22 protein-coding genes are annotated in these 26,440 nt (G+C 32.0%); 5 read left to right on the top strand and 17 right to left on the bottom strand.

The window, feature by feature from the left end:
• Nucleotides 1-15 precede the first annotated feature (15 nt).
• On the bottom strand, nucleotides 16-1,470 hold the full coding sequence (locus tag LQ694_RS07345) for a CoA-acylating methylmalonate-semialdehyde dehydrogenase (protein WP_096791009.1): 1,455 nt from the start codon (nucleotides 1,468-1,470) through the stop codon (nucleotides 16-18).
• A gap of 205 nt (nucleotides 1,471-1,675) precedes the next feature.
• Between LQ694_RS07345 and LQ694_RS07340 the strand changes: the two genes are divergently transcribed.
• A complete protein-coding gene (locus LQ694_RS07340; protein ID WP_218696941.1) occupies nucleotides 1,676-2,431 on the top strand; it encodes a DeoR/GlpR family DNA-binding transcription regulator in 756 nt (251 codons plus the stop codon).
• 138 nt (nucleotides 2,432-2,569) lie between these two features.
• Here LQ694_RS07340 and LQ694_RS07335 read toward each other — a convergent pair whose 3' ends face one another.
• From LQ694_RS07335 to LQ694_RS07280, 12 genes are all read right to left on the bottom strand, one after another.
• Nucleotides 2,570-3,835: a Gfo/Idh/MocA family protein gene (locus LQ694_RS07335; protein WP_096791008.1), complete on the bottom strand. Its 1,266-nt coding sequence runs from the start codon at nucleotides 3,833-3,835 to the stop codon at nucleotides 2,570-2,572.
• Between the two features lie 190 nt (nucleotides 3,836-4,025).
• Nucleotides 4,026-5,516: an N-acetylglucosamine-specific PTS transporter subunit IIBC gene (nagE, locus tag LQ694_RS07330; RefSeq protein WP_218696942.1), complete on the bottom strand. Its 1,491-nt coding sequence runs from the start codon at nucleotides 5,514-5,516 to the stop codon at nucleotides 4,026-4,028.
• A gap of 216 nt (nucleotides 5,517-5,732) precedes the next feature.
• Nucleotides 5,733-6,089 carry a zinc ribbon domain-containing protein YjdM gene (locus tag LQ694_RS07325; protein ID WP_048541593.1) on the bottom strand — a complete coding sequence of 119 codons (357 nt, stop codon included), beginning with the start codon at nucleotides 6,087-6,089 and terminating at the stop codon, nucleotides 5,733-5,735.
• 80 nt (nucleotides 6,090-6,169) lie between these two features.
• On the bottom strand, nucleotides 6,170-6,757 hold the full coding sequence (locus LQ694_RS07320; protein ID WP_070369093.1) for a helix-hairpin-helix domain-containing protein: 588 nt from the start codon (nucleotides 6,755-6,757) through the stop codon (nucleotides 6,170-6,172).
• A 16-nt stretch (nucleotides 6,758-6,773) separates the two neighbouring features.
• A complete protein-coding gene (locus tag LQ694_RS07315; RefSeq protein WP_196967985.1) occupies nucleotides 6,774-8,366 on the bottom strand; it encodes an ABC transporter permease in 1,593 nt (530 codons plus the stop codon).
• A 1-nt stretch (nucleotide 8,367) separates the two neighbouring features.
• The gene (locus tag LQ694_RS07310; protein ID WP_058610981.1) at nucleotides 8,368-9,264 is read right to left on the bottom strand and encodes an ABC transporter ATP-binding protein; all 897 of its coding nucleotides are present in this window, start codon (nucleotides 9,262-9,264) and stop codon (nucleotides 8,368-8,370) included.
• Nucleotide 9,265: 1 nt separating this feature from the next.
• Nucleotides 9,266-9,904 carry a TetR/AcrR family transcriptional regulator gene (locus tag LQ694_RS07305; RefSeq protein WP_049319534.1) on the bottom strand — a complete coding sequence of 213 codons (639 nt, stop codon included), beginning with the start codon at nucleotides 9,902-9,904 and terminating at the stop codon, nucleotides 9,266-9,268.
• Nucleotides 9,905-10,265: 361 nt separating this feature from the next.
• On the bottom strand, nucleotides 10,266-12,143 hold the full coding sequence (locus LQ694_RS07300; protein WP_218696943.1) for a BglG family transcription antiterminator: 1,878 nt from the start codon (nucleotides 12,141-12,143) through the stop codon (nucleotides 10,266-10,268).
• A gap of 36 nt (nucleotides 12,144-12,179) precedes the next feature.
• Nucleotides 12,180-13,562 carry a glycoside hydrolase family 1 protein gene (locus tag LQ694_RS07295; RefSeq protein ID WP_096791006.1) on the bottom strand — a complete coding sequence of 461 codons (1,383 nt, stop codon included), beginning with the start codon at nucleotides 13,560-13,562 and terminating at the stop codon, nucleotides 12,180-12,182.
• A complete protein-coding gene (locus tag LQ694_RS07290; RefSeq protein WP_065380880.1) occupies nucleotides 13,559-13,873 on the bottom strand; it encodes a PTS sugar transporter subunit IIA in 315 nt (104 codons plus the stop codon). Before LQ694_RS07290 ends, LQ694_RS07295 begins: the two co-directional genes overlap by 4 nt.
• 22 nt (nucleotides 13,874-13,895) lie before the next feature.
• Nucleotides 13,896-15,176 (bottom strand): PTS cellobiose transporter subunit IIC, encoded by a 1,281-nt coding sequence (gene celB, locus LQ694_RS07285; RefSeq protein WP_058610977.1) that lies wholly within the window; start codon nucleotides 15,174-15,176, stop codon nucleotides 13,896-13,898.
• A gap of 9 nt (nucleotides 15,177-15,185) precedes the next feature.
• On the bottom strand, nucleotides 15,186-15,500 hold the full coding sequence (locus LQ694_RS07280) for a PTS sugar transporter subunit IIB (protein ID WP_048541575.1): 315 nt from the start codon (nucleotides 15,498-15,500) through the stop codon (nucleotides 15,186-15,188).
• A 207-nt stretch (nucleotides 15,501-15,707) separates the two neighbouring features.
• Here LQ694_RS07280 and LQ694_RS07275 point away from each other — a divergent pair, with 207 nt between their 5' ends.
• From LQ694_RS07275 to LQ694_RS07265, 3 genes are all read left to right on the top strand, one after another.
• Complete coding sequence (locus LQ694_RS07275) at nucleotides 15,708-17,072, top strand: amino acid permease (protein ID WP_070372930.1); 1,365 nt, start codon at nucleotides 15,708-15,710, stop codon at nucleotides 17,070-17,072.
• A 219-nt stretch (nucleotides 17,073-17,291) separates the two neighbouring features.
• Entirely contained in the window at nucleotides 17,292-18,461 is a 1,170-nt protein-coding gene (locus LQ694_RS07270) for a hypothetical protein (RefSeq protein WP_058610974.1), read from the top strand.
• Nucleotides 18,462-18,478: 17 nt separating this feature from the next.
• Nucleotides 18,479-19,696: a metal-dependent hydrolase family protein gene (locus LQ694_RS07265; protein ID WP_070369097.1), complete on the top strand. Its 1,218-nt coding sequence runs from the start codon at nucleotides 18,479-18,481 to the stop codon at nucleotides 19,694-19,696.
• 83 nt (nucleotides 19,697-19,779) lie between these two features.
• On the opposite strand, the gene LQ694_RS07260 is transcribed toward LQ694_RS07265, so the two are convergent.
• From LQ694_RS07260 to gabT, 3 genes are read right to left on the bottom strand one after another with little or no spacing between them, the layout of a single operon-like run.
• Nucleotides 19,780-21,159: an NAD-dependent succinate-semialdehyde dehydrogenase gene (locus tag LQ694_RS07260; RefSeq protein ID WP_196967984.1), complete on the bottom strand. Its 1,380-nt coding sequence runs from the start codon at nucleotides 21,157-21,159 to the stop codon at nucleotides 19,780-19,782.
• On the bottom strand, nucleotides 21,122-22,513 hold the full coding sequence (locus LQ694_RS07255) for an APC family permease (RefSeq protein ID WP_058610971.1): 1,392 nt from the start codon (nucleotides 22,511-22,513) through the stop codon (nucleotides 21,122-21,124). Before LQ694_RS07255 ends, LQ694_RS07260 begins: the two co-directional genes overlap by 38 nt.
• 31 nt (nucleotides 22,514-22,544) lie before the next feature.
• A complete protein-coding gene (gabT, locus tag LQ694_RS07250) occupies nucleotides 22,545-23,831 on the bottom strand; it encodes a 4-aminobutyrate--2-oxoglutarate transaminase (protein ID WP_135015414.1) in 1,287 nt (428 codons plus the stop codon).
• Between the two features lie 101 nt (nucleotides 23,832-23,932).
• On the opposite strand from gabT, the gene gabR reads away from it, so the two are divergent.
• Nucleotides 23,933-25,315 carry a MocR-like transcriptional regulator GabR gene (gene gabR, locus LQ694_RS07245; RefSeq protein ID WP_058610969.1) on the top strand — a complete coding sequence of 461 codons (1,383 nt, stop codon included), beginning with the start codon at nucleotides 23,933-23,935 and terminating at the stop codon, nucleotides 25,313-25,315.
• An 85-nt stretch (nucleotides 25,316-25,400) separates the two neighbouring features.
• On the opposite strand, the gene LQ694_RS07240 is transcribed toward gabR, so the two are convergent.
• On the bottom strand, nucleotides 25,401-26,411 hold the full coding sequence (locus LQ694_RS07240; protein WP_218696944.1) for an aldose epimerase family protein: 1,011 nt from the start codon (nucleotides 26,409-26,411) through the stop codon (nucleotides 25,401-25,403).
• Between the last annotated feature and the right edge of the window lie 29 nt (nucleotides 26,412-26,440).

The raw sequence follows: 26,440 nt of genomic DNA, 5'->3' as shown, positions 1-26,440 counted from the left end.
TCTATTTTTCACTCCTTAAAATTGTGGATTACCATGTCTAGCAGTTACGACCTTACGGTGTGTATAGAAATCAATACTATCTTTACCATTCGCATGTAATGAACCATAGAATGATGATTTCCATCCAGAGAATGGGAAGATTGCCATTGGTGCTGGTACACCTAAATTAATACCTAACATACCTGCATCAATATACTCTCTGAAGTATCTAATGGATGATGCACTATCTGTAAATAAACATGCACCGTTCGCAAATTCAGATTGATTCGCTAATTGAATGCCTTCTTTTAAATCTTTGACTTTAACAAGTGATAACACTGGTGCGAATATTTCATCTTGCCATAATTTCATATCAGTTGTAACATCTTCAAAAATAGACGGTTTTACGAAGAAACCATCTTTGTTGTTGTCTTCTCTACCATCTAATACAAGTTTGGCACCTTCTTCGACACCTTGTTCAACGTAATTTAATGTACGTTCAACATTTTCTTCTCTAATAACTGGACCTAAGAATACATTATCTTCTAGGCCATTTCCGATAACGATATCTTTAGAAGCTTGTACAAGCTTTTCTTTAAATTCGTCATAAACGCCTTCCTGAACAGCTACTACTGCTGCTGCCATACAACGTTCACCTGCTGATCCAAATGCTGCACCAATTACATCTTTAACGGCACTATCAATATTTGCATCATTTAAAATGATTGTATGGTTTTTAGCACCTGTTAAACATTGCGCACGTTTTAAGTTTTCAGTTGCTTTTTTATAAACATATTCACCTACTGGTTTAGAACCAACGAATGATACAGCTTTAATATGTTCATTTTCACAAATACCATTTACAACATCATGTGCACCATGTACAACATTGAATACACCTTTAGGGAAACCTGCTTCTTCAATTAACTCTGCAAGTTTATTAACAAGTAATGGTGTCTTTTCAGAAGGTTTAATCACAAATGTATTACCTAATGAGATTGCCATTGGGAACATCCAACAAGGCACCATCATTGGGAAGTTGAATGGTGTAATACCACCTACAACACCTACTGGATATCTATAACTTGTTCCTTCTATATTTGTTGCGATACTTGAAAGTGAGTCACCCATCATTAACGATGGTGTCCCTGCAGCGAATTCAACATTCTCAATACCTCTTTGTACTTCACCTAAAGCTTCTGTCGTATTCTTACCATTTTCTTTTGTAATAATTTCAGCTAATACTTCTCTATTGTCTGTTAATAATTGTTGAAGTTTGAATAAAAATCGAGCACGTTTAGGTACAGCAACTTCTTTCCATTCTTGAAACGCTTCATGTGCAATTTTTGCTGCTTCATCTAATTCTTCTCTAGTTGAAACAGGTACTTTAGCAATCACTTCTTTAGTAGCTGGATTGTATACATCTATTGTTTCCTTACTTTTTGATTCTTGCCACTGTCCGTTGACGTAATTCTTTAAGATTTCTACCATTGAAATATCCTCCAGTTATAAATTTTAAAGTAACCGCTTTCATAATCATGTAAAAAAATGAGCATATATTGATTAACTATTGGTTACTTGTTGAAATAATATTATAATAACGAGTAAAATATGTCAACTTTTGAGTAACTTATATTTTTTATAGTTGTTATATAAGTAAATTTTGGGTATATTGTAAGAAATGGGGGAATCGTATATGAAATCTAAACGAATTTATGAAATAGAATCTTTCATAAAAAAAAACAAAACGGCTTCAATTGATGAATTGAAAGATATATTTAATGTATCTGTAAATACAATAAGGCGTGATATCAATCTTTTAGTAGATATGAATGTAGTTAAAAAAGTTTATGGTGGGATTGAAGTTATCGAAGATGAATATAAAGCAGTTGATTACCAAAAAAGGAATGTGGAGAATTATCAATCAAAAAAGCATATTGGAAAATTAGCTGCTGCACATATCGAAACTAACGACATTATTTATATTGATACAGGAACAACAACAATACATCTATTAGATTATGTCGACAAAAAATTATCATTTACAATTATTACTAACAGTCTTGATATCATGAATAAAGCTTCACAATTTGAAAATGTAACTTTATTTATAATTGGCGAGAAATACAAACCACGTACTCGATCATTTATAGGTATAGATTCTAATATTTTATTGAATAAATTTAATATCAATAAATGCTTTATGGCAGCTACTGGTGTCAATATTCCAAATGGTCTAACTAACTCAGAGATGGAAGAAAACTTAATCAAACAACTTATAACAAAAAAAGCACGGCAAACATATGTGTTAGCTGATAATAGTAAGATAGGACATTCAACATTACTAACATACTGCAATCTAAGTGACGTAGACAAAATAATTACTAATAAAATACTCCCACAAGAAATACAACAATTCTGCGATGAAAATGATATTAGGGTATTATTTTAGTTAATAAATTTAACATGCGTTGATTCGTGCGCTAACGATCTTGTTTGTGAGTCTTGAGCGTTAGCGCTACTTTTATGCATGACAAAAAGACATGATACTGCTATTTTCTAGCGGTATCACGTCTTTTTAATTAATATATTATGATGTCAGTGCTATTTCATTATAGAATTCGTCTATATTTATGGATTGTCCGTGGTTCAGTCTTGATTCTTCTGCAGCGAATGCCATTAAGTGACTGATTAAGGATTTACTTGCTATGGATTTAGATACATTTTGGTCTGAGCTATTAATGGCATCTATAAAGTCTCTCAAAATACCTTCGTCTCCTCCACCATGTCCACTGCTCACTTCTGGGAATTTAACGATTTTTTCTTCTCTTGTTAAAAAGTCAAAAATGCTTATTTCATTTGTTTCCATATTCCCTCTTATTTCACCTTTAGTTCCCATTATTTGAACAATTCTTGTTTGCTCTCTTGTAAATGCGCTCATACTAAATGTTGCTGTTGCGCCATTTTCAAATTCCATATTCACAACTTGGTGATCGACAACATCATTATCTGATTGGAAGACGCATTTTCCATAATCCGTATGATTTAATCTTTCTATTATCGCTTCGTTAGAATTTTCTTCTGTAAATTTCATCGCCCATCCTCTACCGATACCTAAATAATATCGTCCAGCATGAAATGGACATTCATTTTCTACAGGGCATCCGTCTAAACATCTTAATGGTGCGCCTTTTGGTTTGTTTGCTTCATTAAAGTACATCAATGAACCAAAGGAATTAATTCTTTTACAATCTTGATCCATGATATAACTAATAATATCCATGTCATGACATGATTTAGCTAATATCATTGGACTTGACTGTTCTTTACTTTTCCAATTACCTCTTACAAAGCTATGCGACATATGCATATATTCTACATTTTCATTAAGTTGAATAGACGCAATCTGACCAATATCTCCGTTTTGAACAATAGATTTTATCCTGCTCCAGAAAGGTGTATATCTTAATACATGACAAATCGTTAAGGTTCTATCCATTTCTTTCGCTTTTTCTACCATTTTAATACACTCTTCAGGACTAGGAGACATCGGTTTTTCAAGCAACACATGATATCCTAAATCTAATGCTTTCATAGTCGGTTCAAAATGCGCTTTATCTTGTGTACATATGATTGCTATATCAGCTTCTGGCTTCAAGTCCAATAATGCTTTCCAAGACGCATGTACATATTGTTCATCTAAACTATGATGACTTCTTACACGTTCTCTTCTTTCTTTAACAGGTTCCGCTACCCCAATTAATTTAATTTTATGGGGTAAAGATTTGATCAAATTCGCATAAACTCTTCCCCCTCGGTCACCTGCACCTAACAAAATCGCTTTTTTTATACCCATTGAATCGTCCCCCTTTATCATTCAATAGTTTCATATTACTACTATAAAAGTAAAAAATCACACATTTACCATTATTTTTTGTTCATATTTGTTCAAAAATGTTATTATTATAAATAAAATTAAAGATAAAAAACAGTAGGCGTTCAAATTATAAAATGAATGTCTACTGTTTAACTATTAATTTATTCAATTAATGACCTTGATTTTGTTGCATTTGCATGAGTTCATCTGCTGTAAATTGTACGTCTGTTCCAATAATAATTTGGATGTTTTTATCACTAATCACTTTGTTTCCTAATGCGCCAGATTGTTTGATTTTATCTTGATCAACAACACTTGTATCTTTTAAAGTTAGACGCAGTCTTGTTGCACAGTGATCGATAACTTCTATATTATCATTACCACCAATTGCTTCATATATAAGCTTTGTCTTATTAGATACTTTCGTACCACTATTATTTGTTGAAGTACCCGCTTCATCTTCTTCAAGACTAGGATCTTGCTTTGCCGCTTCTTCCATTAAACCATCTCTACCTGGTGTCTTAAGGTTAAATGTACGAATTGCAAAATCAAATACGACAAAGTATACGACACCCATAATTAAACCAAGTACGAGTAACATTAATGGTTTATTAGCAATTGGAATACTTAAACTTAATAAATAATCTATTAATCCTGCACTAAATGTAAATCCTGCAGTCCAATGGAATGTTGCTGCAATAAATAATGAAATACCTGTTAATAACGCGTGAATACCAAATAACATCGGTGCTGCTATTAAGAATGAGAATTCTAATGGTTCTGTGATTCCTGTTACAAAGGAAGCAATCGCTGCTGTAACCATTAAAGAACCTACTACTTTTCTATTACGCTTTTCAGCATTTTTCCAAATCGCTAATGCTGCAGCTGGTAATCCAAACATCATAATTGGGAATAATCCTGCTTGGTAACGACCAGTTATACCCGCTTCACCTTTACTAGACCAGAAGTTTGCAATATCATTAATACCTGCAATATCAAACCAGAATACTTGGTTTAATGCGTGATGCAATCCAAATGGTAATAATAAACGGTTAAAGAATCCATATAACCCTGCCCCAAGAGGTCCAAGTTTAGAAATCATTTCACCAAATGACACTAAGCCGTTATATACTGGCGGCCAAATAAACATTAGTGCTATAGAAATGACTAACATTGCCGCTGCTGATAATATCGGCACAAGACGTTTACCACTAAAGAAAGCAAACGCTGTTGGTAATTTCGTATCTTTAAATCTATTGTAAATTGCTGCTGTAACTAAACCACAAATAATCCCAATAAATACATTACTAATACCCGTAAATGCGATATCAACTTTATCCTCAGCAATATGCAATACTTTCGCCATTGCTTCTGGCTTTAGTACTTGTGTAACCACTAAAAATGATACAAGTCCACTAAGTGCTGCTGCACCATTTTTATCTTTAGACATACCGAATGCTAACCCTACAGCAAATAGTATTGGTAAATTATTAATAACTGCTAAACCACCATTTGCTAAAAAGTTCGCAACGCTATTTCCTTCCCCGTTAATTGCACCTGAATCAATAAAAGATGCGATACCTAAAAGTAACCCAGCTACCGGTAAAATCGAAATAGGTAGCATTAGAGACTGAGCAAATTTTTGCATATAAGCCTTCATATTTTTCTCCCCTTATATATTTGTTGGAAACGTAATCTCTATTACATATTTACCACAAAAAACATTTGATGTATATAACGAATTAATATTTCAAAAACTTAAAATAATCAATTAATTATTTTAAATTAAAAATAATACACATCCCCTCTATATATTTTTCAACCTATTAAAAATTAAGAGCCTGCAACAATTTTCATGTTTCAGACTCTTTCTTACTTACTTATTCACTTTTTTAACAACTGATGACTTCAATCCTATTTGTCCAAAGCCAGGTATTTTACAATCAATGTCGTGACCATCTTCTGGGTCCACTAATTTGATACCTTTAACTTTAGTACCTTGTTTAATAGAATTAGATGATCCTTTTACTTTTAAATCTTTAATGACCGTTACAGTATCTCCATCATTTAATTCAACACCATTTACATCTTTAATAACTGTGTTTTCTTCCTTTGATGCATCTTCGTCGTTTATAGACCATTCATGATTACACATTGGACAAATATAAAATTGTCCATCCTCGTAAGTATATTCTGAATCACATTTAGGGCAATTTGGTAATGTTGCTTCCATCTTTCAACCTCCGAAACTTTATCATAACCTCTATAATTTATCACATTTTCATAAATACTGGTATTGGATTTTTCATAAATTTAAGGTTTCATGATGATATATGACGTAATCTCTTTCACTTTAGCGTCTTTTTTATGATTTTCAAATTCATACATTTCAGCAAAATGAATTTCTTCACCAGAATTCAATATAATTGTGCCATGTGTAGAACCTTCTTTACCATGCGTAAGCATTGATTTAATTTCAAGGCTAGATACTTTTTGCAAGTGCTCATTAATTTCATCTAAAAATGCTTTTCTACCCTTTAATTCAAAAGAACCTGGTACTTTCCATACTAAATCATCTGTTAGCCATTCATTGAGATACTTTTCATCTCCAACGAGTGAAGCAATGACAATATCTCGGATAATTCTTCTTTTTGGTGCATTATCACATTTTAAATCTCCCAGAACTGTGAATTTCACATTCTTTAAATCATCATCTAATTGACTAAATGCTAACCCTTGTTCTAATAATGCTTCTTTCAAAATACCTAAAGCTTTTGGCCCCATACCATGAAGTTTCGCCAAATTATGTTCATCTAATTGAGCAACCTGTTCTAACGTCGTAACATTGATCTTGTTCAAAGCATTTGTTGCTGGTTTTCCTATTTTCGGCAAATTTGTCATCCGAACACAGCTCCCTTTATGAAATGTCTTTTCGTTTAAATCCTATAAAACCAATCATGATAAGCAGGACAGATATTATGATTAATATACTTATACCCGAATAATCCATATCTTCAACAGGTATTTCAGGAATATGATGAAATGGCGTTATATCTTTTAACCATTCTTTAATATTTAACAATTGTCTTAAGTAAACGACGAAAAACGTATAAGTTAAATACAGATAAACGATAAAATGCCCTTTATTAAACCATCCTAAAAGTACAACGCCAAGTGCTACGAAAGATATAATGGCTGGTATATGCACAATCCCCGCCTTTATAATTGTCCAAAAACTAAAAGGATCATCTAACACAGATGCTTGGGCAATATACAAACCGAATGCAGCTATAAAAATCATAAAGATAGCATTAAATAATGAAACAACTAAATAGCTACTCAACAACTTAATTCTTGAAATAGGTCGAGACATTATAAGTTCTATTCGATGAGTATCTAATTCGTTTTTTACTTTGTATAAACTTAATAGTGCAGGTATTGTTGATACTATAGCCATTATAATCATTAAAGTCGGTAAGAATGCTTCTATATAATGATCACCTTTCCCAGCTACCATTTGCTGTAACATTTCGTTATCTTTAATAAAATCATCTAACTCACCAAATATTGATCCATATGAAGCGCCAAATACAAACATCCCTATTGCCCAGGAAATAAGCCCTACTTTATACAATTTAAGTTGTAAACCTAGTGGAGATAACCATATTTTATGTGCTGTTCTTTTACCTGGTTTAGAAGGCAGTAAGCCAGACTCTATATCCCTTCTAAAATAAAGTATCATCGCTATCATTAAGAAAATAATAGCCGTTATTAAAGTTATGACGATTGGCCACCAATTATTTTCAGAATAAGCAAACGTTCTTGTAATCCACCCTAGAGGTGAAACCATAGAAATATCTTCATTTATGACGTCACCAACAGCTCTCACTAAATAGCTTAAGAGCAATACTGTAATGCTATAGCCAGTAACACTACTACTTGTTTCAGTTAACTGTGAAAATATAGCTGTCATCATACCAAATAGAATACCAATTGATCCTAATGAAACTGCATAAACAATTGAACCTTGCCAATCCACACTATTAATATTCATTAAAGGTAATATAATCATAATCAAAATGGTTATCATGACATTCACAATTATCATCTCAATAAGTGCGCTTATGAGTGGCGATACTTTTCCAACTGGCAATGCTCGAATCATTTCAATACAACCTGCAGATTCATCTCCTCTAGTACTCTTTGAAACAAGTAAAATACTCATTATTGCAACGAGAATACTTGTAAATAGCAACATCTCGTGCGTAAATAACACGCCAACTGATACATGTTCAAATTGTCCTGGTCCTAACATTGCTTCCATTGCAGGATTTTTAGAAGTTTCAACAATTGGTTGCATATCTGATTGGTGTGGATACATACTTTTAAATGTTGGTGGTATGATAACTGTTAAAACTACGATACCTAATATCCAAAACAGCATTTTCCATTTATGTGTATTAAGGTAAAATAACGTTAATTGTCCAACACCTTTAAAGAGATTATTCATATTACTCACCTCTTTCAATATTCACACCATAATGTCTCATAAATAAATCTTCTAAAGTAGGTGGCATACTTTCTAATTTCAACAACTCAAACCGACTTAAATATTTAATAATATTAGAAACTTTCTCTGAATCCACTTGAAAATGATATGTCTCTCCTTCTTTAGAAATATCGTGTACACCATCTTGCTCGTCTAAATCTGTTAGAACTTCTTTAGACTGAACGACGAAATGCATTCTCGTAAGATGTCTCAAATCATCCAACGTTCCCATTTCTACGATTTCACCTTTTCTAATAATGCCGACTCTGTCACATAATTTTTCTACTTCACTTAATATATGACTCGATAATAGAACACTTTTGCCCTCTTTTTTCTTTTCTAATACACATGCTTGGAATACTTGTTCCATTAAAGGATCCAATCCAGATGTCGGTTCATCTAATATAAGAAGTTGTGCATCTGTTGTAAATGCAGCGATAAGTGCAACCTTCTGTCTATTACCTTTAGAATATGAACCACACTTTTTAGTAGGATCTAAATCAAATTTTTTAATTAGTTCATCTCTTTTTTCATCATTTCGAGTCCCACTTAATTTCAAGAATAAATCTATCACTTCTCCACCTGTTAAGTTTGGCCACAAATTAACATCACCTGGAACATAGGCAACTTGTTTATGAATTTGAACCGCATCTTTCCAAGCATCTTTATCAAATGCCTCAATAGTACCGGAATCTGGTTTAAGCATGCCTAAAATTGCTTTAATGGTCGTAGATTTCCCAGAACCATTTGGACCGATAAACCCAAATATTTCTCCTTCTTCAACAGTGAAATTCACACCGTTTAAAGCTTTAAATTTACCAAACGTCTTCGTAACATTATTTACTTTTAACAATGTCATATTAATCACGATCCTTATAGAAGATTTTACGCATTTCCTTTATATACAAATCGAATTCATCATAAAAGCTTTGATAATCATTCTGCTCAATCATTTGATGCGTTATTCGTGTCTTCATAGATTCTGCTAAACCGTCAATCGAATACTTTATAATATTGATAGACATTTCAACATTTAAATTATCTTTAAAAAGATCCTTATCTAAATCTTCAAATAGTGCATTTTGAACTTTACTTTGTAATTGTTTAATATGTTGATCTTGTTCTTCAGATATATAATGATGTTCAGATTCCTCCAGAACAATTTTCGTTAAAAACTTCGACATATGAGGATGAATCGTCATTAAATTAGATTTAATCTTCGCTTGTTTAACTAACCTATTAAAAATATCTTTCTCAGAAGTATCAATTTGTTTAAAATAATATTCCTCAATGAAATCTAATGAATAATCCACAAGAAATTTAAATAATCCTTTTTTATTTTTAAAGTAATAAAAAAGCATCCCTTTACCAATACCAGCATTTTCAACAATACGATTCGTAGAACTTTGTTGATATCCATAATTAGAGAACTCCATCAGCCCTGAATTGATTATTTTTTGACGCTTTTCTTCATCTAAATTATAAAATGCATCATTCATCATATACACCTTCCGAAACATATTAGACCAGTTCGGTCGACTACATCATAACGCTATCGACCATATTGATCAATTATTGTTACTAAATAGAAAAGCCACCAATTCGCAAAATACGAATTGGTGGCTTATTTACTACTTACAGCACTATGTACTGACCCCTTTGTTTGCATATAAAAATAAATCAAATTCAAATTAAAGACCTAAAGCTGTAATCAAATCTACGATTGGTTGTAAAATACTTGTTAACATAAGAAATCTCCTCCTTTGTTTAAGTTATTCTTATTCTATATCAAATAATTATGAGTACAAAAAATAAGTAAAGTTACATTACAAGGTATGTAATGTAACTTTACTCTTATATTTAAGGGAAAAATATTTTTTTAAAAGAATCTTTAGAATCTGCCTCTAATAGTTTTAATACTTTAGAATAATCATTTATTATTTCAGAAAGATTTTGATACACTTTTTCTAAATTAATCGTAGTATTCTTTTTCAATCCTAAACAAAAAATAATTTGTGCTTCTTTATCTTCCCAAGCAATTGGTTTATCCACCGTTATTATATAAATAAAAGTTTGTTTAGCTAAAGGCATTAGTGGATGTGGAATGGCCACCAGATTACCATAAGCTGTAGAAGCATGATATTCTCTTTCTTTTACACTATCGATAAAATTATTGTGAATTAAATTCTTATTTTTAAGTTGTTTACCTAAGTATTCCAACAACTCATCTTTACTGTTTATTTTTTTATTTAATTCAATAATTTCTATTAGTTCTTCTGAGTGTCGAGAATCTTTTAAATCTATATAACGTTGAATTTTGTCTGAGTCTTGCTGTGACATAATAGGGTTAACATAAAGTATTGGTAAACTGACATCATCATTTATTGGTACTGTTGAAATTATTAAATCTGAATGTTCAAGTTGAGCTCTATGAATATTGTATAATTCTATAATTTCAGTAATTTGAATTTGATTACCAAAATTTTGGATTAACTTATATTTAATTAATTGAGAACTCGTTAATCCGGAGTTACAAACTAGTATAACCTTTAACTTTTCTTTTTCATTTTCAATTCTATTGAGAGCCATTTCAAAGTGCAATGCTAAATAACCAACTTCACTTTCTGAAATTTGCACTTTCAAGTCTTTTTCAATCATTTTACTACCCACTAAAGCAATATCAAATGCGAAGGGATAATTTTTTTTGATTTCATTTAACATTGGATTTCTAATATTCATCTTGTATTTATATCTATTTATTGATGTACTCAAATGTAAATATAAATTTTTCTTAAGTGTATTATCCGTAATTAGGTCTAAATAAAAAATAAGTTTTATATGATCTAACATATGTGTAATCATACTATCAATAACATTATTTTTTTGTATCATATTACCTTCATTCATAATTCCAGTAGTAACAAAATGGATATATAAATAATCTTTTTCTTTTATAGGCAATGTCAAATCAAATCTTTTTTCAACAAACAGTATAAGTTCATCAAAAAATTGACTCAATTCATTTGTTAATGGAAGATCATCAATTTGGAATTGCTGTTCAACCATCAGTTGATTTTTGATTCGAACTATCGCAATGTTAATGTGTGTTACAAGATTATCAAGTTTAACTTCAGGTATCTCAATTTGGTATTTTCTAAGTAACTTCACAAGATATGACTTTACACTGGAAATATCATCTTCAGTAAATCCAATGTTTAAGTGCTGATTATTCAATAGAAACTCTGCTATTGCATATCTTATCTGAAATTCTTTGCCAATTAACTTCATTCCATAATTTGGTCTACTGACTACTTCTATTTCATAACGAGCTAAAACTCTCTTCATTTCAATCATGTCATTCTTTAAAGTTCCCACACTGACAAACAAGCTTTCACTCAGAGATTCTAATTTTGTATAATGATTATCAAGAAGTAATTTTTTCATGATAAATCTAATTCTGCTATCTTGATTATTGAAATTTAAGTTTTCATCTTTTAAAAAACGCTCATTTAAAAAATAATTAAACTTACCCTCATCAGTAATATTTAATTGATAGCCTTTCGATTTTTTTATAAAGATTACGAACCCATTTTCTTTACTCGTTTCATTGATAACCTTTATGTTTTCTCGAATAGTTTTTGACGAACATCCTAAAAGTTTGGCTATTGATATACTATTCATATATTCATGCTGATGTTGATACAATATCTTTACTATATTGAGGTGTCTGGTTTCCATCACGCTCTCTCCTAGTAGTTCTGTATATATTTCAGATTAATCTGTAAAACCATTACTTGAAGAAACTTCTTTAAACCATCTTCCACTTTCTTTAATTGTTCTTTCCATTGTTTCAAGGTCAATAGATACAAATCCATATCTATTTTTATATGCATTCATCCAAGACCAATTATCCATAAAAGTCCACATATGATATCCTCTACAATTTGCACCTTCTACTATAGCTTTATTCAACCATATTAAATGTGATTTCACAAAATCTATTCTATAGGTATCATTTATTTTACCATTTTCGATAAATCTCGATTCATTTTCTACACCCATACCATTTTCTGAAATAAAACTTTCTATATTACTGTAATTATCCTTCAAATTAATCATAATATCATAAATCCCTTTAGGATAAATCTCCCAACCACGATATGGATTCATCTTTCTACCTGGCATTTCATAATTTTCAAAGTAATATTCCGGAAAGAATGGAGAATTAGGATTTGGTAAAGTTTCTCTAGCTTTTACACGTCTAGGTTGATAATAATTTACGCCTAATAAATCTACTGTATAATTTTTTATAATTTCAAGGTCATCTTGTATAAAAGTTGGTAATAGATCATGATGTTTTATAATATCTACTAATTGCTCTGGATAGTATCCTTTTGTTACAGGATCTAAAAAACTTCTATTAAAAAATAAATCTGCAATTTCTGCGGCTTTTACATCTGCTTCGTTTTTACTTCTTGGGTAAGATGGTGTTAAATTTAGGATAATCCCAATTTTCCCATCATACCCTGATTCCTTATATTCTTTAATTACTTTAGCATTAGCAAGGATAGTATTATACGCAACCTGAAATCCTCTTTTAGCATCTACAATATTTGGATAATGGAAATTATATAAATATCCTCCTTCAACTGGTACTATTGGTTCATTAAATGTAAACCAATACTTAACTCGATCGGCAAATAACTCAAAGCACTTTCTCGAGTAATCTACATATCGTTCTACAACTTCAAGTGATTCAAAACCACCTTGTTTTTGCTTTTCATATGGCATATCAAAGTGATATAAATTCACAAAAGGTTCAATATTATTTTCAATTAAGCTATCTATAACTTTATTATAAAATTGAACTGCATCTTCATTAATTTTATTACTACTTTGATTTATTAAACGGGTCCAAGATATAGATAATCTAAATGAATTATGTCCTGTTTCCTTCATTAACTTAATATCTTCTTCAAATTTATTATAAAAATCTGACGTTTTATTAGGACCAACATTTTCAAAAAATCGATTTGGTTCTTCATCAAACCATATATCCCAAATAGTTTGATCATTTATTGTTTTTGTACCTTCCGTTTGTGTTGCACTAGCTGCACTTCCCCACCAAAAGTCTTTTGGAAATTTATATTGAGTCATGATTTCATCTCCTTATATAGATCTATCATTTCATTCGCTAAATCCTTTACAGTAATTGCATTCATTAAATGATCTTGAGAATGTATTAATAACAAATTCAATTCACTTTCTGTTCCTTGCGCTTCATTTTGTAACAATTCAGTTTGAAATTTATGAGCCTTATTAATTTCTTGTTCCGCTTCTTTAATAAGATCTATTGCTTCTTCAAAATTTCTTTCTTTTGCACATTGTATAGCCTCCATTGCACATGAACGCCCATTTCCTCCATATAATATAATTTGAAAAGCTATCTCATTAATTGAGGTTGCCATTGTATATTCCTCCGTCCTTATACTATTTTTCTATTTCTTGTTTTAAATAGTTTTTATCTAATAATTTTAAAAATGGCCACCATATAATAAATGTAATAATTAGGTTTACAAGTTGTAATGCTGCACCTTGCCACGCATTACCAGTTGCTAAATATCCACTTATAAATATTGGAGTAGTCCAAGGTACGATAACGCCAGAAGGTTTCGGAACTATACCTGTATACATAGCTGAATAACTTACAATAGTTACAATCACTGGTGATATAATCCAAGGAATTATTACTAAAGGATTCATTATGATAGGTAAACCAAATAGAATCGGTTCATTCACATTAAAAATGGATGCTGGTGTTCCTAATTTAGCAATTTCTTTATTTTGTTTACTTCTACAAATTAAGTAAATTGCAATTACGACTGCTATCGTTCCACCTGTTCCTCCCATACCAACTAAGAATGTATCTATAAATTGCTTTGTAATGATATTAGGTAACTCAATTCCTTTTTGGAATGCCTCAAAATTTTCATTATTTAATGAATACCATATTGGATCAAATACAGTGTTCACAATAATCTGGCCGTGCAATCCGAAGAACCAAAATATCTGAATAAATAAAACCGCAATAATTGTTGCAGGAAGTCCTTTACCTAAGGCAGTTAAAGGTTCTTGAACAATTGTATAGATTAAATCTTGTAATGTATTAAAAGGTGTTAAGGCAATTAAGATTCTTATTACCAAAAATATAGTTAAAGTAAATGCTACTGGTAACAGTGCACTAAATGATTTAGATACTTGGTCAGGTACACCTTTAGGCATTTTTATTGTTATTTCCTTCTTTGTAAAATAGCTATACAACTCTGAAGTAATTATAGAAACAATAATTCCTAAAAACATACCTTTAGCACCTAATATTTCTGTAGGAATAACGCCTTCAGTTTTACCTACAACTTGAGGTGTTAAAATAAGTACTGCACTTAATGCAGTTACAGCACCATATATTCCTTCTAACCCATTTCGCTCAGTTAACTTATATCCTATTCCCAATATTACAAAAAGACCCATTATTGATAATGTCGCTGCTGATGCTGGTCCCACTGCATTTTGCCAAGCTGTATATTGACTTTCAGAAAGTAATTTATCTAAGAATGGAAAATTAGCAATTACAACAAATATAGAACCAAATATAATTAAAGGTAGTGCAATCATAAAGCCATCACGTAAAGAGGCTAAATACTTATTATTATTTAACTTATCTGCAATGGGCAGTAAAACATCTTCTAACTTATCCATAAAAGTGCTTTTCATTTTTATCACCTATTCCCCTAATAATTTTAATGCCTGCTTAAGAACGCCTTCTCCGTCAATTCTGCCATAACTTACAGAATCAATTGTTTCAATTGGTAATTCTAGACCTTTTTCTTCAGCTGCTTTCATAAATTTTTTCTTCATAAATCTCATTTGTGGTCCAATTAATAACACATCATACTCTTCTAAAGAATGAAATGCGTTATCACTAGACATTGCTTTGATATTCACTTTAATCCCATCCGCATCTGCTGCTTCTTCCATCTTATTTACTAATAAACTTGTAGACATTCCCGCTGAACATGCTAATAAAATATTTTTCATCTTGATTTCCCCTTTCGAATATATTTTCATTATATTTTGGTTGCGCTTACATATCGATATAATCATTTTCCTCTACTAGTGGAACAGAAACATTTATTTATATTAATATGCAAAATACAAATAATCGTAGTATAATGCTTTTTATATTGTTTTATAAATCTTATTGTTTACATACGTTTTATTGTGTTTAAGGAGAGCGAATTAAAAATGGAAAATCATGAGTTACAAAGAAGTATGTCTAACCGGCATATTCAGTTAATTGCTATTGGTGGCGCGATTGGTACCGGTCTTTTTCTTGGGGCTGGTAAGAGTATTTCACTAGCGGGTCCATCTATTTTATTAGTTTATATTATTATTGGTTTTTTCTTATTTATTATGATGAGAGCTTTAGGGGAATTATTACTTTCAAATAGTAACTACAATTCTTTCATTGATATTGCTGAACATTATTTAGGTCCTTTATTCGGGTTTTTAACTGGATGGACGTATTGGTTTTGTTGGGTTGCAACGGGAATAGCGGATATTACGGCTGTGGCTAAGTATATTCAGTTTTGGTATCCTGATGTTCCTGCATATGTTTCTGCAATTGCGACTGTTGTTATACTCTTAGGTTTAAATCTTATGACTGTAAAATTATTTGGTGAGGTCGAATTTTGGTTCGCACTTATTAAAATTATCGCCATTATATTATTAATTGTCATTGGTTTATGGATGATATTTAATGGCTTTAAATCTAGCACTGGTATTCAATCTGGATTTCATAATTTATATAGCCATAATGGTTTCTTCCCAAATGGTACTATGGGCTTCTTACTGGCATTCCAAATGGCGGTATTTAGCTTTGTAGGAATTGAACTTGTAGGTGTAACAGCTCGTGAAACGAAAGATCCTGAAAAGAATTTACCTAAAGCGGTTAATTCTATCGGTATTCGTATTTTAATTTTCTATGTATTAAGTTTATTAATCATTATGAGTATTACACCATGGAATAAAATTGATCCTGCTGAAAGTCCTTTTGTTAATTTATTTGTATTAGCTGGTATTCCAGCTGCTGCAGGTATTGTTAACTTTGTTGTGTTAACTTCAGCTGCAAGTGCTGCAAACAGTGGATTATTCAGTAATAGTCGTATGGTTTATGGTTTAGGTCAAACGGGTCATGCGCCTGAAGGGTTAAGCAAGACAAATAAACGTGGTGTACCTTATCCAGCATTGATATTCTCAGGTGTTGTATTATTCTTCGCTGCGATATTAAATTATTTTATACCAGATGACGTATTTACACTCGTTACGACATTAGCTACGATATTCTTTATTTTTATTTGGTCTATCATTTTAATTTGTTATATCAAATTTAGAAGAGAAGACAAATCTTTACACGAAAAATCTAAATTCAAAAATCCATTCGGTGTGATTGGATCATATCTTGCATTAATATTCTTTGTATTTGTATTAGTTATTTTGTTCTTTGCAAATGATACACGTACAGCATTAATGTACTCACCTTTATGGATTATACTATTGCTTGTAGTTTATTATTTGAATCAACGCAAGCAATCTACTTCAAATGAATAAATCTTATAAACAGTAAACATCGTCATATGACGTGTTTACTGTTTTTTATTGAACAAATGTTATATACCATCGAATAATATTTAAATTCTTGTTATATATTGAATGCAATTAATAGTGTAATATTTATCTATATATTCTAAATTTTTAGAAAATACTATTAACTTCTTGATTTAGATATGCTAAAGTTTGACTATTAACTTTAAAAAGGAGGGAATACTAATGGTTAGTGAACCGCTTATTTCAGCAACAATACTATTCGCATTAATCGTTCTCGGGGAAATTATATCTTATCTTACAAAGGCTCGTGTACCAATGTTATTAACGGCAATGGTCAGTTATTTGCTTTTATCATGGGCAGGCGTCTTACCTGAAAAGATATTAGATAATGCCATTTTACCTTCGCTAGGCGCGCTTATTATTGCACCAGTTATCATGCATATGGGTACAATGATGCCGCTTCATATACTTAAATCACAATGGAAAGCAGTTGTTATATCAATATTAGGTATATTGGGTTCTACAACCTTAATACTAGTCTTCGTTACACTCCTATTTGATTTCCGTACTGCCGCTTCAGGTGTTGGACCTATTGCTGGAGGTATCGTCGCGCTGCTAATTACAGTCGAAAAGCTTCAAGATTTAGGATTAGCAAATCTCATTGTTTTACCAGCTATCGTGCAGGCTCTTCAAGGTGTTATCGGTATGCCATTAAGTTCTATTCTTATGAAGCGCTATTCAAAATATTACTTAGCGAATAGACATACAGACAAAAATGTCGCTAATATTTCTAACAAAAATGAACCTAAGAAAGAAACGATATTTAATAAGAATCCGTTACTTCAAAACAATGTTATCAGACTCTTTATTATGTTCTTCTTAGCAAGTATTGCCTTCATGATTGGTGAAGTAACAGGCATTCATTTTACACTAGTCAGTTTATTATTTGGTGTTATCGGTTTAAAAATTGGATTGTTTGAACAAAAAGAACTGGAACGTAATCAATCATTCACAATTATGATGGTTATTATCATTTTAATCGTTATCGGTTCTATGGGCGGCATTAAACCACATGATTTATGGGAATACCTACCTGCTATTTTATCTATTCTTGTTATAGGTACAATTGGTATTTTAATTGGTGGATTTATCGGTGCTAAATTAATTGGTTGGAAACCAACTAAAGCACTGCCAGTTGCTTTAACCGCATTGTATGGTTTCCCAGGTGATTTTATTTTATGTGAAGAAGTCAGTCGATCTGTTACTGATAATGAGGAAGACAGAGAAGATGTATTTAATGAGTTATTGAGCCCAATGATTATTGGTGGGTTTACAACAGTTACAGTTGCATCCGTTATTTTAACATCTATATTAATGAACTTTATTAAGTAATTGAGGAGGACATAGATATGATTATAAAAAACATCAATTTAATAGACGGTACTGGAAAAGACATTCAACGAGGTGTTGATATAAAAGTTGAAAATAATGTCATTTCTGAAATTGGTACTCATTTAAATGGAGATAATATAATAGAAGGAAATGGTCAATATCTATTACCAGGCATGATTGATAGTCATGTTCATGTTATGTTGGAAATGGAACCTTTAGAGAGAAGATTAGCGACACCTTTTTCATATAACTTCTACAAAGCAATTGATCATTTAAAACGAACAGTTGATGCAGGTGTTACAACCGTTCGAGATGCTTTAGGAGCAGATTTAGGTTTAAAAGAAGCTGTGAATGATGGTTTAATACTCGGACCGCGTTTACAGATAAGTGTCAACGCATTAACCATTACAGGTGGTCATGGGGACAGTTATACTAAATCCGGTATACAACTCCCTATTTTGCAAGATGGCTATCCTGGTTTACCGAGTGGTATATGTGATGGTGTGAATGAAGTACGTAAAAAAGCACGCGAAATGTTAAGAGCTGGTGCTGATGTATTAAAAGTACATGCAACGGGTGGTGTAACAAGTGCAACTGACCATCCAGATTATACGCAATTCTCATTAGAAGAATTAAAAGTCATTGTAGAAGAAGCGCAATTTAGAAATAATCGAAAAGTTATGGCGCATGCTCAAGGGTTGCAAGGTGTTAAACAATGTATAGAAGCAGGCATTCACTCAATTGAGCATGGTATATATTTAGATGATGAAGCAGTTCAATTAATGAAAGAAAAAGAAATGTATCTCGTACCTACATTACTCGCACCTCTTTCTGTTATAGAATTCGCTGAAGAATTAGGTATGAGTGAAAATTCTATTAAGAAATCTAAACAAGTTATGCAAGACCATATTGATAGCTTTAAGAAAGCACATCATGCTGGTGTGAAAATAGCAATGGGTACAGATGCAGGTGTATTCAAACATGGAACCAATTTAAGAGAATTAGAGCTTATGGTTGAACATGGCATGACAGAAATGGAAGCCATTGTTTCGTCTACTAAGACAGCTGCTGAATGTTTAGGTTATGACGAATACTTAGGTACAATTGAAGTAGGCAAGAAAGCAGACTTCATTATACTAGATCAAAATCCTTTAGAAGACATCAAAGTATTAAAAGATCCAAATAACATTAAAGTCGTTTCCATAGACGGTCAAATTGTCAAAGACATTAGATAATATCATAGTATTTAAAAATGTATTCTAGAAATAGATACATATGAGAACCCCCTAAAAGTGGTCACTTTTAGGGGGTTCATTTATTATATATTACCGATTGATAAATATTTAGTTTCTAAATAAGGTTCAATACCTTCGATGCCGCCTTCACGGCCATATCCACTTTCTTTAAATCCTCCAAATGGCGCATGCGCTGCTGATGGCGCACCATCATTCCAACCTATCACACCGAAATCAAGCTTCTTATAAATATCAAAGCCTGTACGATAGTCATTCGTAAAGAAATAAGCGGCTAAACCATATTCCGTATCATTGGCAACTTTAATAATTTCATCTAAATCTTCATATGCCATGACTGCAGCAATTGGTCCGAACGTTTCTTCATGCATCACTTTCATTTCAAGATTAGCTTGTCTAATAACGACTGGCTTTAAGAAATTTCCACCTAATTTTAATTGTTCTAATGGTAATGACAATTCTCCACCATAATGAACAGCATCTTCAATTTGGTCAATCACTTTATCTACAGCTTGTTGATTAATGAGCGGCCCCATTTCAACACCTTCTTCTAAGCCATTTCCTACATTTAATGCATTTACTTTTTCAGTTAAACGTTCTGTATAAGCTTGTTCTATATCTTGATGTACATAAATTCTATTTGCACTTATACAAGTTTGTCCTGAATTTCTAAATTTAGTCGCGATTGTTTGATCAACTGCTAGTTCAATATCTGCATCTTTATGAACAATAACTGGTGCTAATCCACCTAATTCCATCGTGACATTTTTAACTGTATTTGCAGAATCTTTTATTAAATGTTTACCGACTGGTGTAGATCCTGTGAATGTTATCTTCTGTATAATTGGACTTTCAGTAAATATTCTACCTGCGTCTTTACCACTTAATACAACATATTGAATGGCATCTTCAGGGATACCCGCTTCATGTGCCAATTCAACCATTCTTATCGTCGTTAATGGTGTTTCTAAAGCTGGTTTACAAACAATTGTACAACCCGCTGCTAATGCTGGCGCCATTTTTCTCGCAATCATTGCTGCTGGGAAATTCCAAGGTGTAATTGCACCAACAACACCTACAGGAAACGGATCAGTGATAATCTTTTTACCTTTTTGATTAGCAGGTATCGTCTTACCATAAATACGTTTTGCTTCTTCTTGATACCATTGAATGTAACTATTTGCATAAGTAACTTCGCCTAATGCTTCTTTATAAGGTTTACCGTTCTCTAGAGTAATTAATTCTGCTAATTCTTCTTTATGTTCATCAATTAATTGATACCATTTTAATAAAAGTGATGAACGTTCATGTGCGTCTTTTTCACGCCATGATTCATATGCAACTTGTGCCTTATCAATTTGTTGAATTGCTTCTTCTTCAGAAGTATAAGGAATCTTCTTAACGACTTCATTCGTTGCTGGATTGTATACTTTTAGCTGTTTCAAATACTTCATCCCCTTTTGATTTTGTTAAATATAAGACTGCTGCTATGCCATACCATACAAATACGATAATCCATTCATGCGGCCAAATAAGTGATGAAGGCATTCCTGGTAAATAAATTGCGATAAACGCAATACTTAAAATAACAGCAATCCAACCGACTACTTTACCACTTTTAATACGATATGGTCTTTCTAAGTTAGGTTCACTTTTTCTTAATTTTAAGAATGCACAAGCAACTAGCAAGTAACCTAATACAACACCGATGCCACCAGCATCAACAATCCATACTAATGCAGGACGACCTAATAAAGGTGCAATAAATGCTAATACACCAAGGAATATAATGCCGTGTGTTGGTGTTTTGTATTTAGGATGAATGTATGCAAACCACTTAGGAATCATATTATTTTTCGCCATCGCATATAAAATACGACTACCACCTATAATAAATGCATTCCAACTTGTGATAATACCAGCAATTCCACCTAATACGAGTAATATACCAAATCCACTTGAGCCAAATAAATTCACCATTGCATCTGCCGTAGCTAATTCACTTGTACTTAATTGACTTGGTGTTAAACCAGTCGCAACACCAAACACAATTAATAAATAGAAGATAACCGATGCTATAATAGAGATAATTAAAATACCACCTATTTTTTTAGAAGGTGCTTTTACTTCTTCAGCTATTTGTGGAATAACATCGAACCCTACAAATAAGAATGGAATCATGATCAGAACAGACATTGTCCCACCTACACCACCATTAAATAATGGTTTAAGATGTGTAAAGTCACCATTGAAACCTGCACCAAAGAATAATAATAAACCTACGCCTACAATAAATATTGTAAAAACAGTCTGCATAACTGCAGCTGGTTTAACGCCAAAGTAGTTTAATGACGTTAATATGACACTACCTAAAGAACCGATAAGTACCCAAGTTAAGTAAACATCCCATCCAGCTAAATTCCATAATAAACCAGAATGTTCAAACGGTATGACATAGTCAATAACAGTTGGTAATGCGACTGCTTCAAATGTAATAACAGATACATAACCAAATAATACTGACCAACCAGATATAAATGCTACGCCTGGACTAAATGCTTTCTTAACGAAGACAAATCCGCCACCTGTTTCAGGAATTGCAGAGGCAAGCTCTGCGTATGTTAATCCAATAAAAATTACTAATAATCCACCAATTACAAATGCGATAATACTACCTAGAAATCCTGCTTGTGAAATCCATTCTCCCGAAAGAACAACCCAGCCCCATCCAAGCATGGCGCCAATCGCGAGAAATAATACGTCTGCTATATTCATTGATTTATTAAATTGAGAATTCATAATTATACCCCATTTTTATTAGTCAAATTTCTTAAAGACTAGATTCTAAGATTGATAATCCTTCGTTTAATTCTTGATCTGTAATGACTAACGGTGCTAAAAATCGAATCACATTTCCGTTAATACCAGCTGATAATAATAATAAACCATTTTCATTTGCTGCTTTAACGATTTGTGACGTTTTAACTTTATCAGGTGATTGCGTTTCTGGATCAACAATTTCCATTGCGACCATTGCGCCTAATCTACGAATATCTCCTATAAATGAATGCTCTAATTTAAATGCTTCTAATCTTGATTGAATTGTTGCACCAAGTTGTTCAGCTTTAGCATTTAAGTTTTCTTCTTCAATAATTTCAATTACTTTTAATGCTGCTTCACATGCAAGTGGATTTCCTGCATATGTTCCACCAATTTCGCCTGGATTTGGGCTGTCGATAATTTCACTACGTCCTACAACGCCACTTAATGGGAATCCGGCTGCTAGAGATTTTGATACAGTCATTAAATCTGGTATAACATCAAAATGCTCAATTGCAAATGTCTTACCAGTACGTGCAAAGCCTGTTTGAATTTCATCTGCAATAAATACGATACCATGTTCTTCACAAATATCTTTTAATGCATGAATAAATTTCTTATCTGGAATGATAAATCCACCTTCACCTTGTACTGGCTCAATCACAACACATGCCACTTCTGAAGGATCCACTGTTGCGATAAAGAAATTCTTCAAATCTTTAATGACTGAATCTATGTATGCCTCATCACTTAATCCTTCAGGTTTATCTGCTAAATAAGGATATGGCGCTTGATATACTTCTGGTGCAAATGGGCCAAACCCCAATTTATAAGGTCTTACTTTACTTGTCATAGACATCGTTAAATTTGTTCTTCCGTGAAAGCCTCTAACAAATGATACAACTTGTTGTCTACCTGTATATTTTCTAGCGATTTTTACAGCGTTTTCTACTGCTTCTGCGCCAGAATTTAGTAATACTGTTTTCTTTTTATGGTCACCTGGTGTAATTTCTGCTAATTTCTCTGCTAATTTAATATAACTTTCATACATAATCACATTGAAACCAGGTAAAATAAATCTTTCAAGCTCGTTTTTTAAATGTTCAGTTATTTTAGGATGTGAATGACCAACGTTTAACGTACCAATTGCTCCTGCAAAGTCAATCCACTCTTTACCGTCTTTATCTGTAACTGTTGCCCCTTTTGCAAAATCAGCAATATGTGTATTACCATTACTGACACCTCTTGCTACATATTCGTTACGTAAAGATTCTAATTGTTCTTGAGTCTTACCCATCAAAATCCCTCCTATTGTTTATTTAGTACATATTAAAAAAAGATTGGTATAATGAAAAGTACCAGTTTTTAATTTTTAATAGTACCAGAGGGGCGAACGATATGACACAAACTTACAAATATAGAGAAATTTATCTCAAATTAAAACAAGATATACTCTCTCAAAAATATAATAGTCACGAAAAATTACCATCCAAAAGACAACTTTCAATTGATCAAAATGTCAGTATTAACACTGTCAAGAATGCTTATGAACAACTTTTTGCTGAGGGTTATATTTATACAAAGGAAAGACAAGGTTACTTTGTTGAAGCATTAAATAAGTTAATCATTCAAGATCAACATATTACGCAACCTTTAAATAATAACCCAACTCAAATTAAATCTTCATATCGTTATTCTTTGTCGCATATGACAACAGACATCTCACAGTTTCCAATAGACTTATGGTCTAAATATGTGAAAGAAGCTTTTCATCTTTTCAAACATGAAATGTCAGAAATTCCTGTATATAAAGGTCCGCTTGAGCTAAGAAAATCAATCGCTCAATTGATTTCATACAAAAGAGGTGTCGTTTGTTATCCTGAACAAATCATTGTCGGCTCAGGTACAGCAAACTTATTAAGCAACTTATTCAAAGCATTTTCAAACAATCAAAAAATTGCTATCGAAAATCCTGGGTATTCACGAATGAGGAAGCTATTTATTGGTATGGGTCAGGATGTCGTTAATATTCCGCTAGACAACAAAGGGTTATCTGTTGAACATGTTAAAGAGGCAAAGCCTGATTTTGTCGTGACAACACCTTCACATCAATTTCCAACAGGTACCATAATGCCGATTTCAAGAAGAATTGAATTACTCAACTGGGTAACGGAACATAATAAATATATTATAGAAGACGATTATGATAGTGAATATAAATATGGTACAGACAATATTCCTTCATTGTATAGTTTAGATAAGAATGAACGTGTCATATATTTAGGTACATTCGCGAAGACATTAATGCCAAGTTTGAGAATAAGCTATATGGTCTTACCCTATCCACTCTTATATAAATTCGATGCGATAACAGATACATCCATTACAGATTTAAGCTTAATAAATGCCTACGCCCTACATTTATTTATTAAATCCGGAAACTATGAGAAATATATTCGTAAAATGCATCATACTTATACTGAAAAGAGAGAGCTTTTTCTAAAAGTATTAAAAAGGGCATTTAAAGAAGACGTCTCGATTTACGACATGGAGGCAGGACTGCATTTTCTAATTAATATTAAAACAGACTTAAGTTACCAAGAGATTGAACAAAAGGCGCATGACCACGATATAGAATTATATACGATTAGGCGTTTCATGGCTGATGAACCTGAAAACACACCATTTAAGACACTTATTATTGGATTTGCGAAAATAAATCGAGAAGATATCGAACCTGCTATTTTAAAATTAAAAGACATTATTTATGAAAGTCATTGATAAATAATACATAAAAAATACTTTCATAACCAACGCTTCTAAACAAGATTGGTCATGAAAGTATGATTGTCTTCTATTATATAAACTATTTCTTATAATTGATTTGATAACTTGTGACACTATTAAATGTGTCGCCTTTTCTTAAAATTGATGGTGCTGCTTCATTTAATAAATTAATATCATTAGGTAGTGATTGCGTTTCTAATGTGAAGCCACCATGTACATTAATAGAGTCTTTGAGATCATTCCAATCTACATCGTTCAATGTAAATATGACAACGTCATTCTGATCAGTCGTCATTTCAAGTTCCAATTCATCATTCGACACTTTGAAAGTGCCATCTTCTAATGTCACTGGATGATCGATACCATTAAATTGATTGATTTGTTGTAATCCACTTTCAAATAATTCTTTAAAAGTTACACTTTCTTTACCAATTTCTACATTAATATTCTCTGTATCGAGAGATTCAACAATTTGATTATCTTTAAGCGGATATAATTGAACGTTATGATGAAGTTGATGATTTTCAATGGATGCATTTGTTTCATTCAAATTAAAATACACATGATTCATCGGATTCAATAAAGTATCTTCAGTACTTATTGCTTCATATGTAACCGTCCATTTCAAATTCGTTAAATCATATTGATGTGTTACGGTCATATCAATATCACCTGGGAAATGATCAACTGAATGTTTCAATTCTGCATGATATACAATACGGACAATATCATCTTCATTAACAATGTCATAATCAAACACTTGAGTATGCAATCCGTTAGAACCACCATGTAAATTATGCACACCATCATTTTGTTCAAGCTGATAGGATTCACCATTTAATACAAACTGACCATTTTCAATTCTGCCACCATGTCTTGCAACAGTAGCACCAAAGAAATAAGGATTTTGCTCATAATATTCTATTAAATCATCACTTTCAGTCGGACCAAGGATAACGGATCTATCATCAATTTTCCAATCGACAATCCGCATACCAAAATTCGTGAATTGAACCTTCGAACGCTCATCATAGATTGTAATCAAATCTATATTCTTCTCTTTATCTAAAGTCTCAATCTCAAATGACATTAGCCTCATCCTATTCTATATAGTCTACA

It is taken from the genome of Mammaliicoccus sp. P-M58, from assembly GCF_022386165.1.
Classification (GTDB): domain Bacteria; phylum Bacillota; class Bacilli; order Staphylococcales; family Staphylococcaceae; genus Mammaliicoccus; species Mammaliicoccus sciuri.
The sequence above is the reverse complement of the archived record's forward strand: the minus strand, read 5'-3'. Positions and strand labels throughout refer to the sequence as shown.

Bases quoted from the DNA above. Each gene is read 5' to 3' on its own strand.
- LQ694_RS07345 (WP_096791009.1), bottom strand. From the start codon at position 1,470: ATGGTAGAAATCTTAAAGAATTACGTCAACGGACAGTGGCAAGAATCA.
- LQ694_RS07340 (WP_218696941.1), top strand. From the start codon at position 1,676: ATGAAATCTAAACGAATTTATGAAATAGAATCTTTCATAAAAAAAAAC.
- LQ694_RS07335 (WP_096791008.1), bottom strand. From the start codon at position 3,835: ATGGGTATAAAAAAAGCGATTTTGTTAGGTGCAGGTGACCGAGGGGGA.
- nagE (WP_218696942.1), bottom strand. From the start codon at position 5,516: ATGAAGGCTTATATGCAAAAATTTGCTCAGTCTCTAATGCTACCTATT.
- LQ694_RS07325 (WP_048541593.1), bottom strand. From the start codon at position 6,089: ATGGAAGCAACATTACCAAATTGCCCTAAATGTGATTCAGAATATACT.
- LQ694_RS07320 (WP_070369093.1), bottom strand. From the start codon at position 6,757: ATGACAAATTTGCCGAAAATAGGAAAACCAGCAACAAATGCTTTGAAC.
- LQ694_RS07315 (WP_196967985.1), bottom strand. From the start codon at position 8,366: ATGAATAATCTCTTTAAAGGTGTTGGACAATTAACGTTATTTTACCTT.
- LQ694_RS07310 (WP_058610981.1), bottom strand. From the start codon at position 9,264: ATGACATTGTTAAAAGTAAATAATGTTACGAAGACGTTTGGTAAATTT.
- LQ694_RS07305 (WP_049319534.1), bottom strand. From the start codon at position 9,904: ATGAATGATGCATTTTATAATTTAGATGAAGAAAAGCGTCAAAAAATA.
- LQ694_RS07300 (WP_218696943.1), bottom strand. From the start codon at position 12,143: ATGGAAACCAGACACCTCAATATAGTAAAGATATTGTATCAACATCAG.
- LQ694_RS07295 (WP_096791006.1), bottom strand. From the start codon at position 13,562: ATGACTCAATATAAATTTCCAAAAGACTTTTGGTGGGGAAGTGCAGCT.
- LQ694_RS07290 (WP_065380880.1), bottom strand. From the start codon at position 13,873: ATGGCAACCTCAATTAATGAGATAGCTTTTCAAATTATATTATATGGA.
- celB (WP_058610977.1), bottom strand. From the start codon at position 15,176: ATGAAAAGCACTTTTATGGATAAGTTAGAAGATGTTTTACTGCCCATT.
- LQ694_RS07280 (WP_048541575.1), bottom strand. From the start codon at position 15,500: ATGAAAAATATTTTATTAGCATGTTCAGCGGGAATGTCTACAAGTTTA.
- LQ694_RS07275 (WP_070372930.1), top strand. From the start codon at position 15,708: ATGGAAAATCATGAGTTACAAAGAAGTATGTCTAACCGGCATATTCAG.
- LQ694_RS07270 (WP_058610974.1), top strand. From the start codon at position 17,292: ATGGTTAGTGAACCGCTTATTTCAGCAACAATACTATTCGCATTAATC.
- LQ694_RS07265 (WP_070369097.1), top strand. From the start codon at position 18,479: ATGATTATAAAAAACATCAATTTAATAGACGGTACTGGAAAAGACATT.
- LQ694_RS07255 (WP_058610971.1), bottom strand. From the start codon at position 22,513: ATGAATTCTCAATTTAATAAATCAATGAATATAGCAGACGTATTATTT.
- gabT (WP_135015414.1), bottom strand. From the start codon at position 23,831: ATGGGTAAGACTCAAGAACAATTAGAATCTTTACGTAACGAATATGTA.
- gabR (WP_058610969.1), top strand. From the start codon at position 23,933: ATGACACAAACTTACAAATATAGAGAAATTTATCTCAAATTAAAACAA.
- LQ694_RS07240 (WP_218696944.1), bottom strand. From the start codon at position 26,411: ATGTCATTTGAGATTGAGACTTTAGATAAAGAGAAGAATATAGATTTG.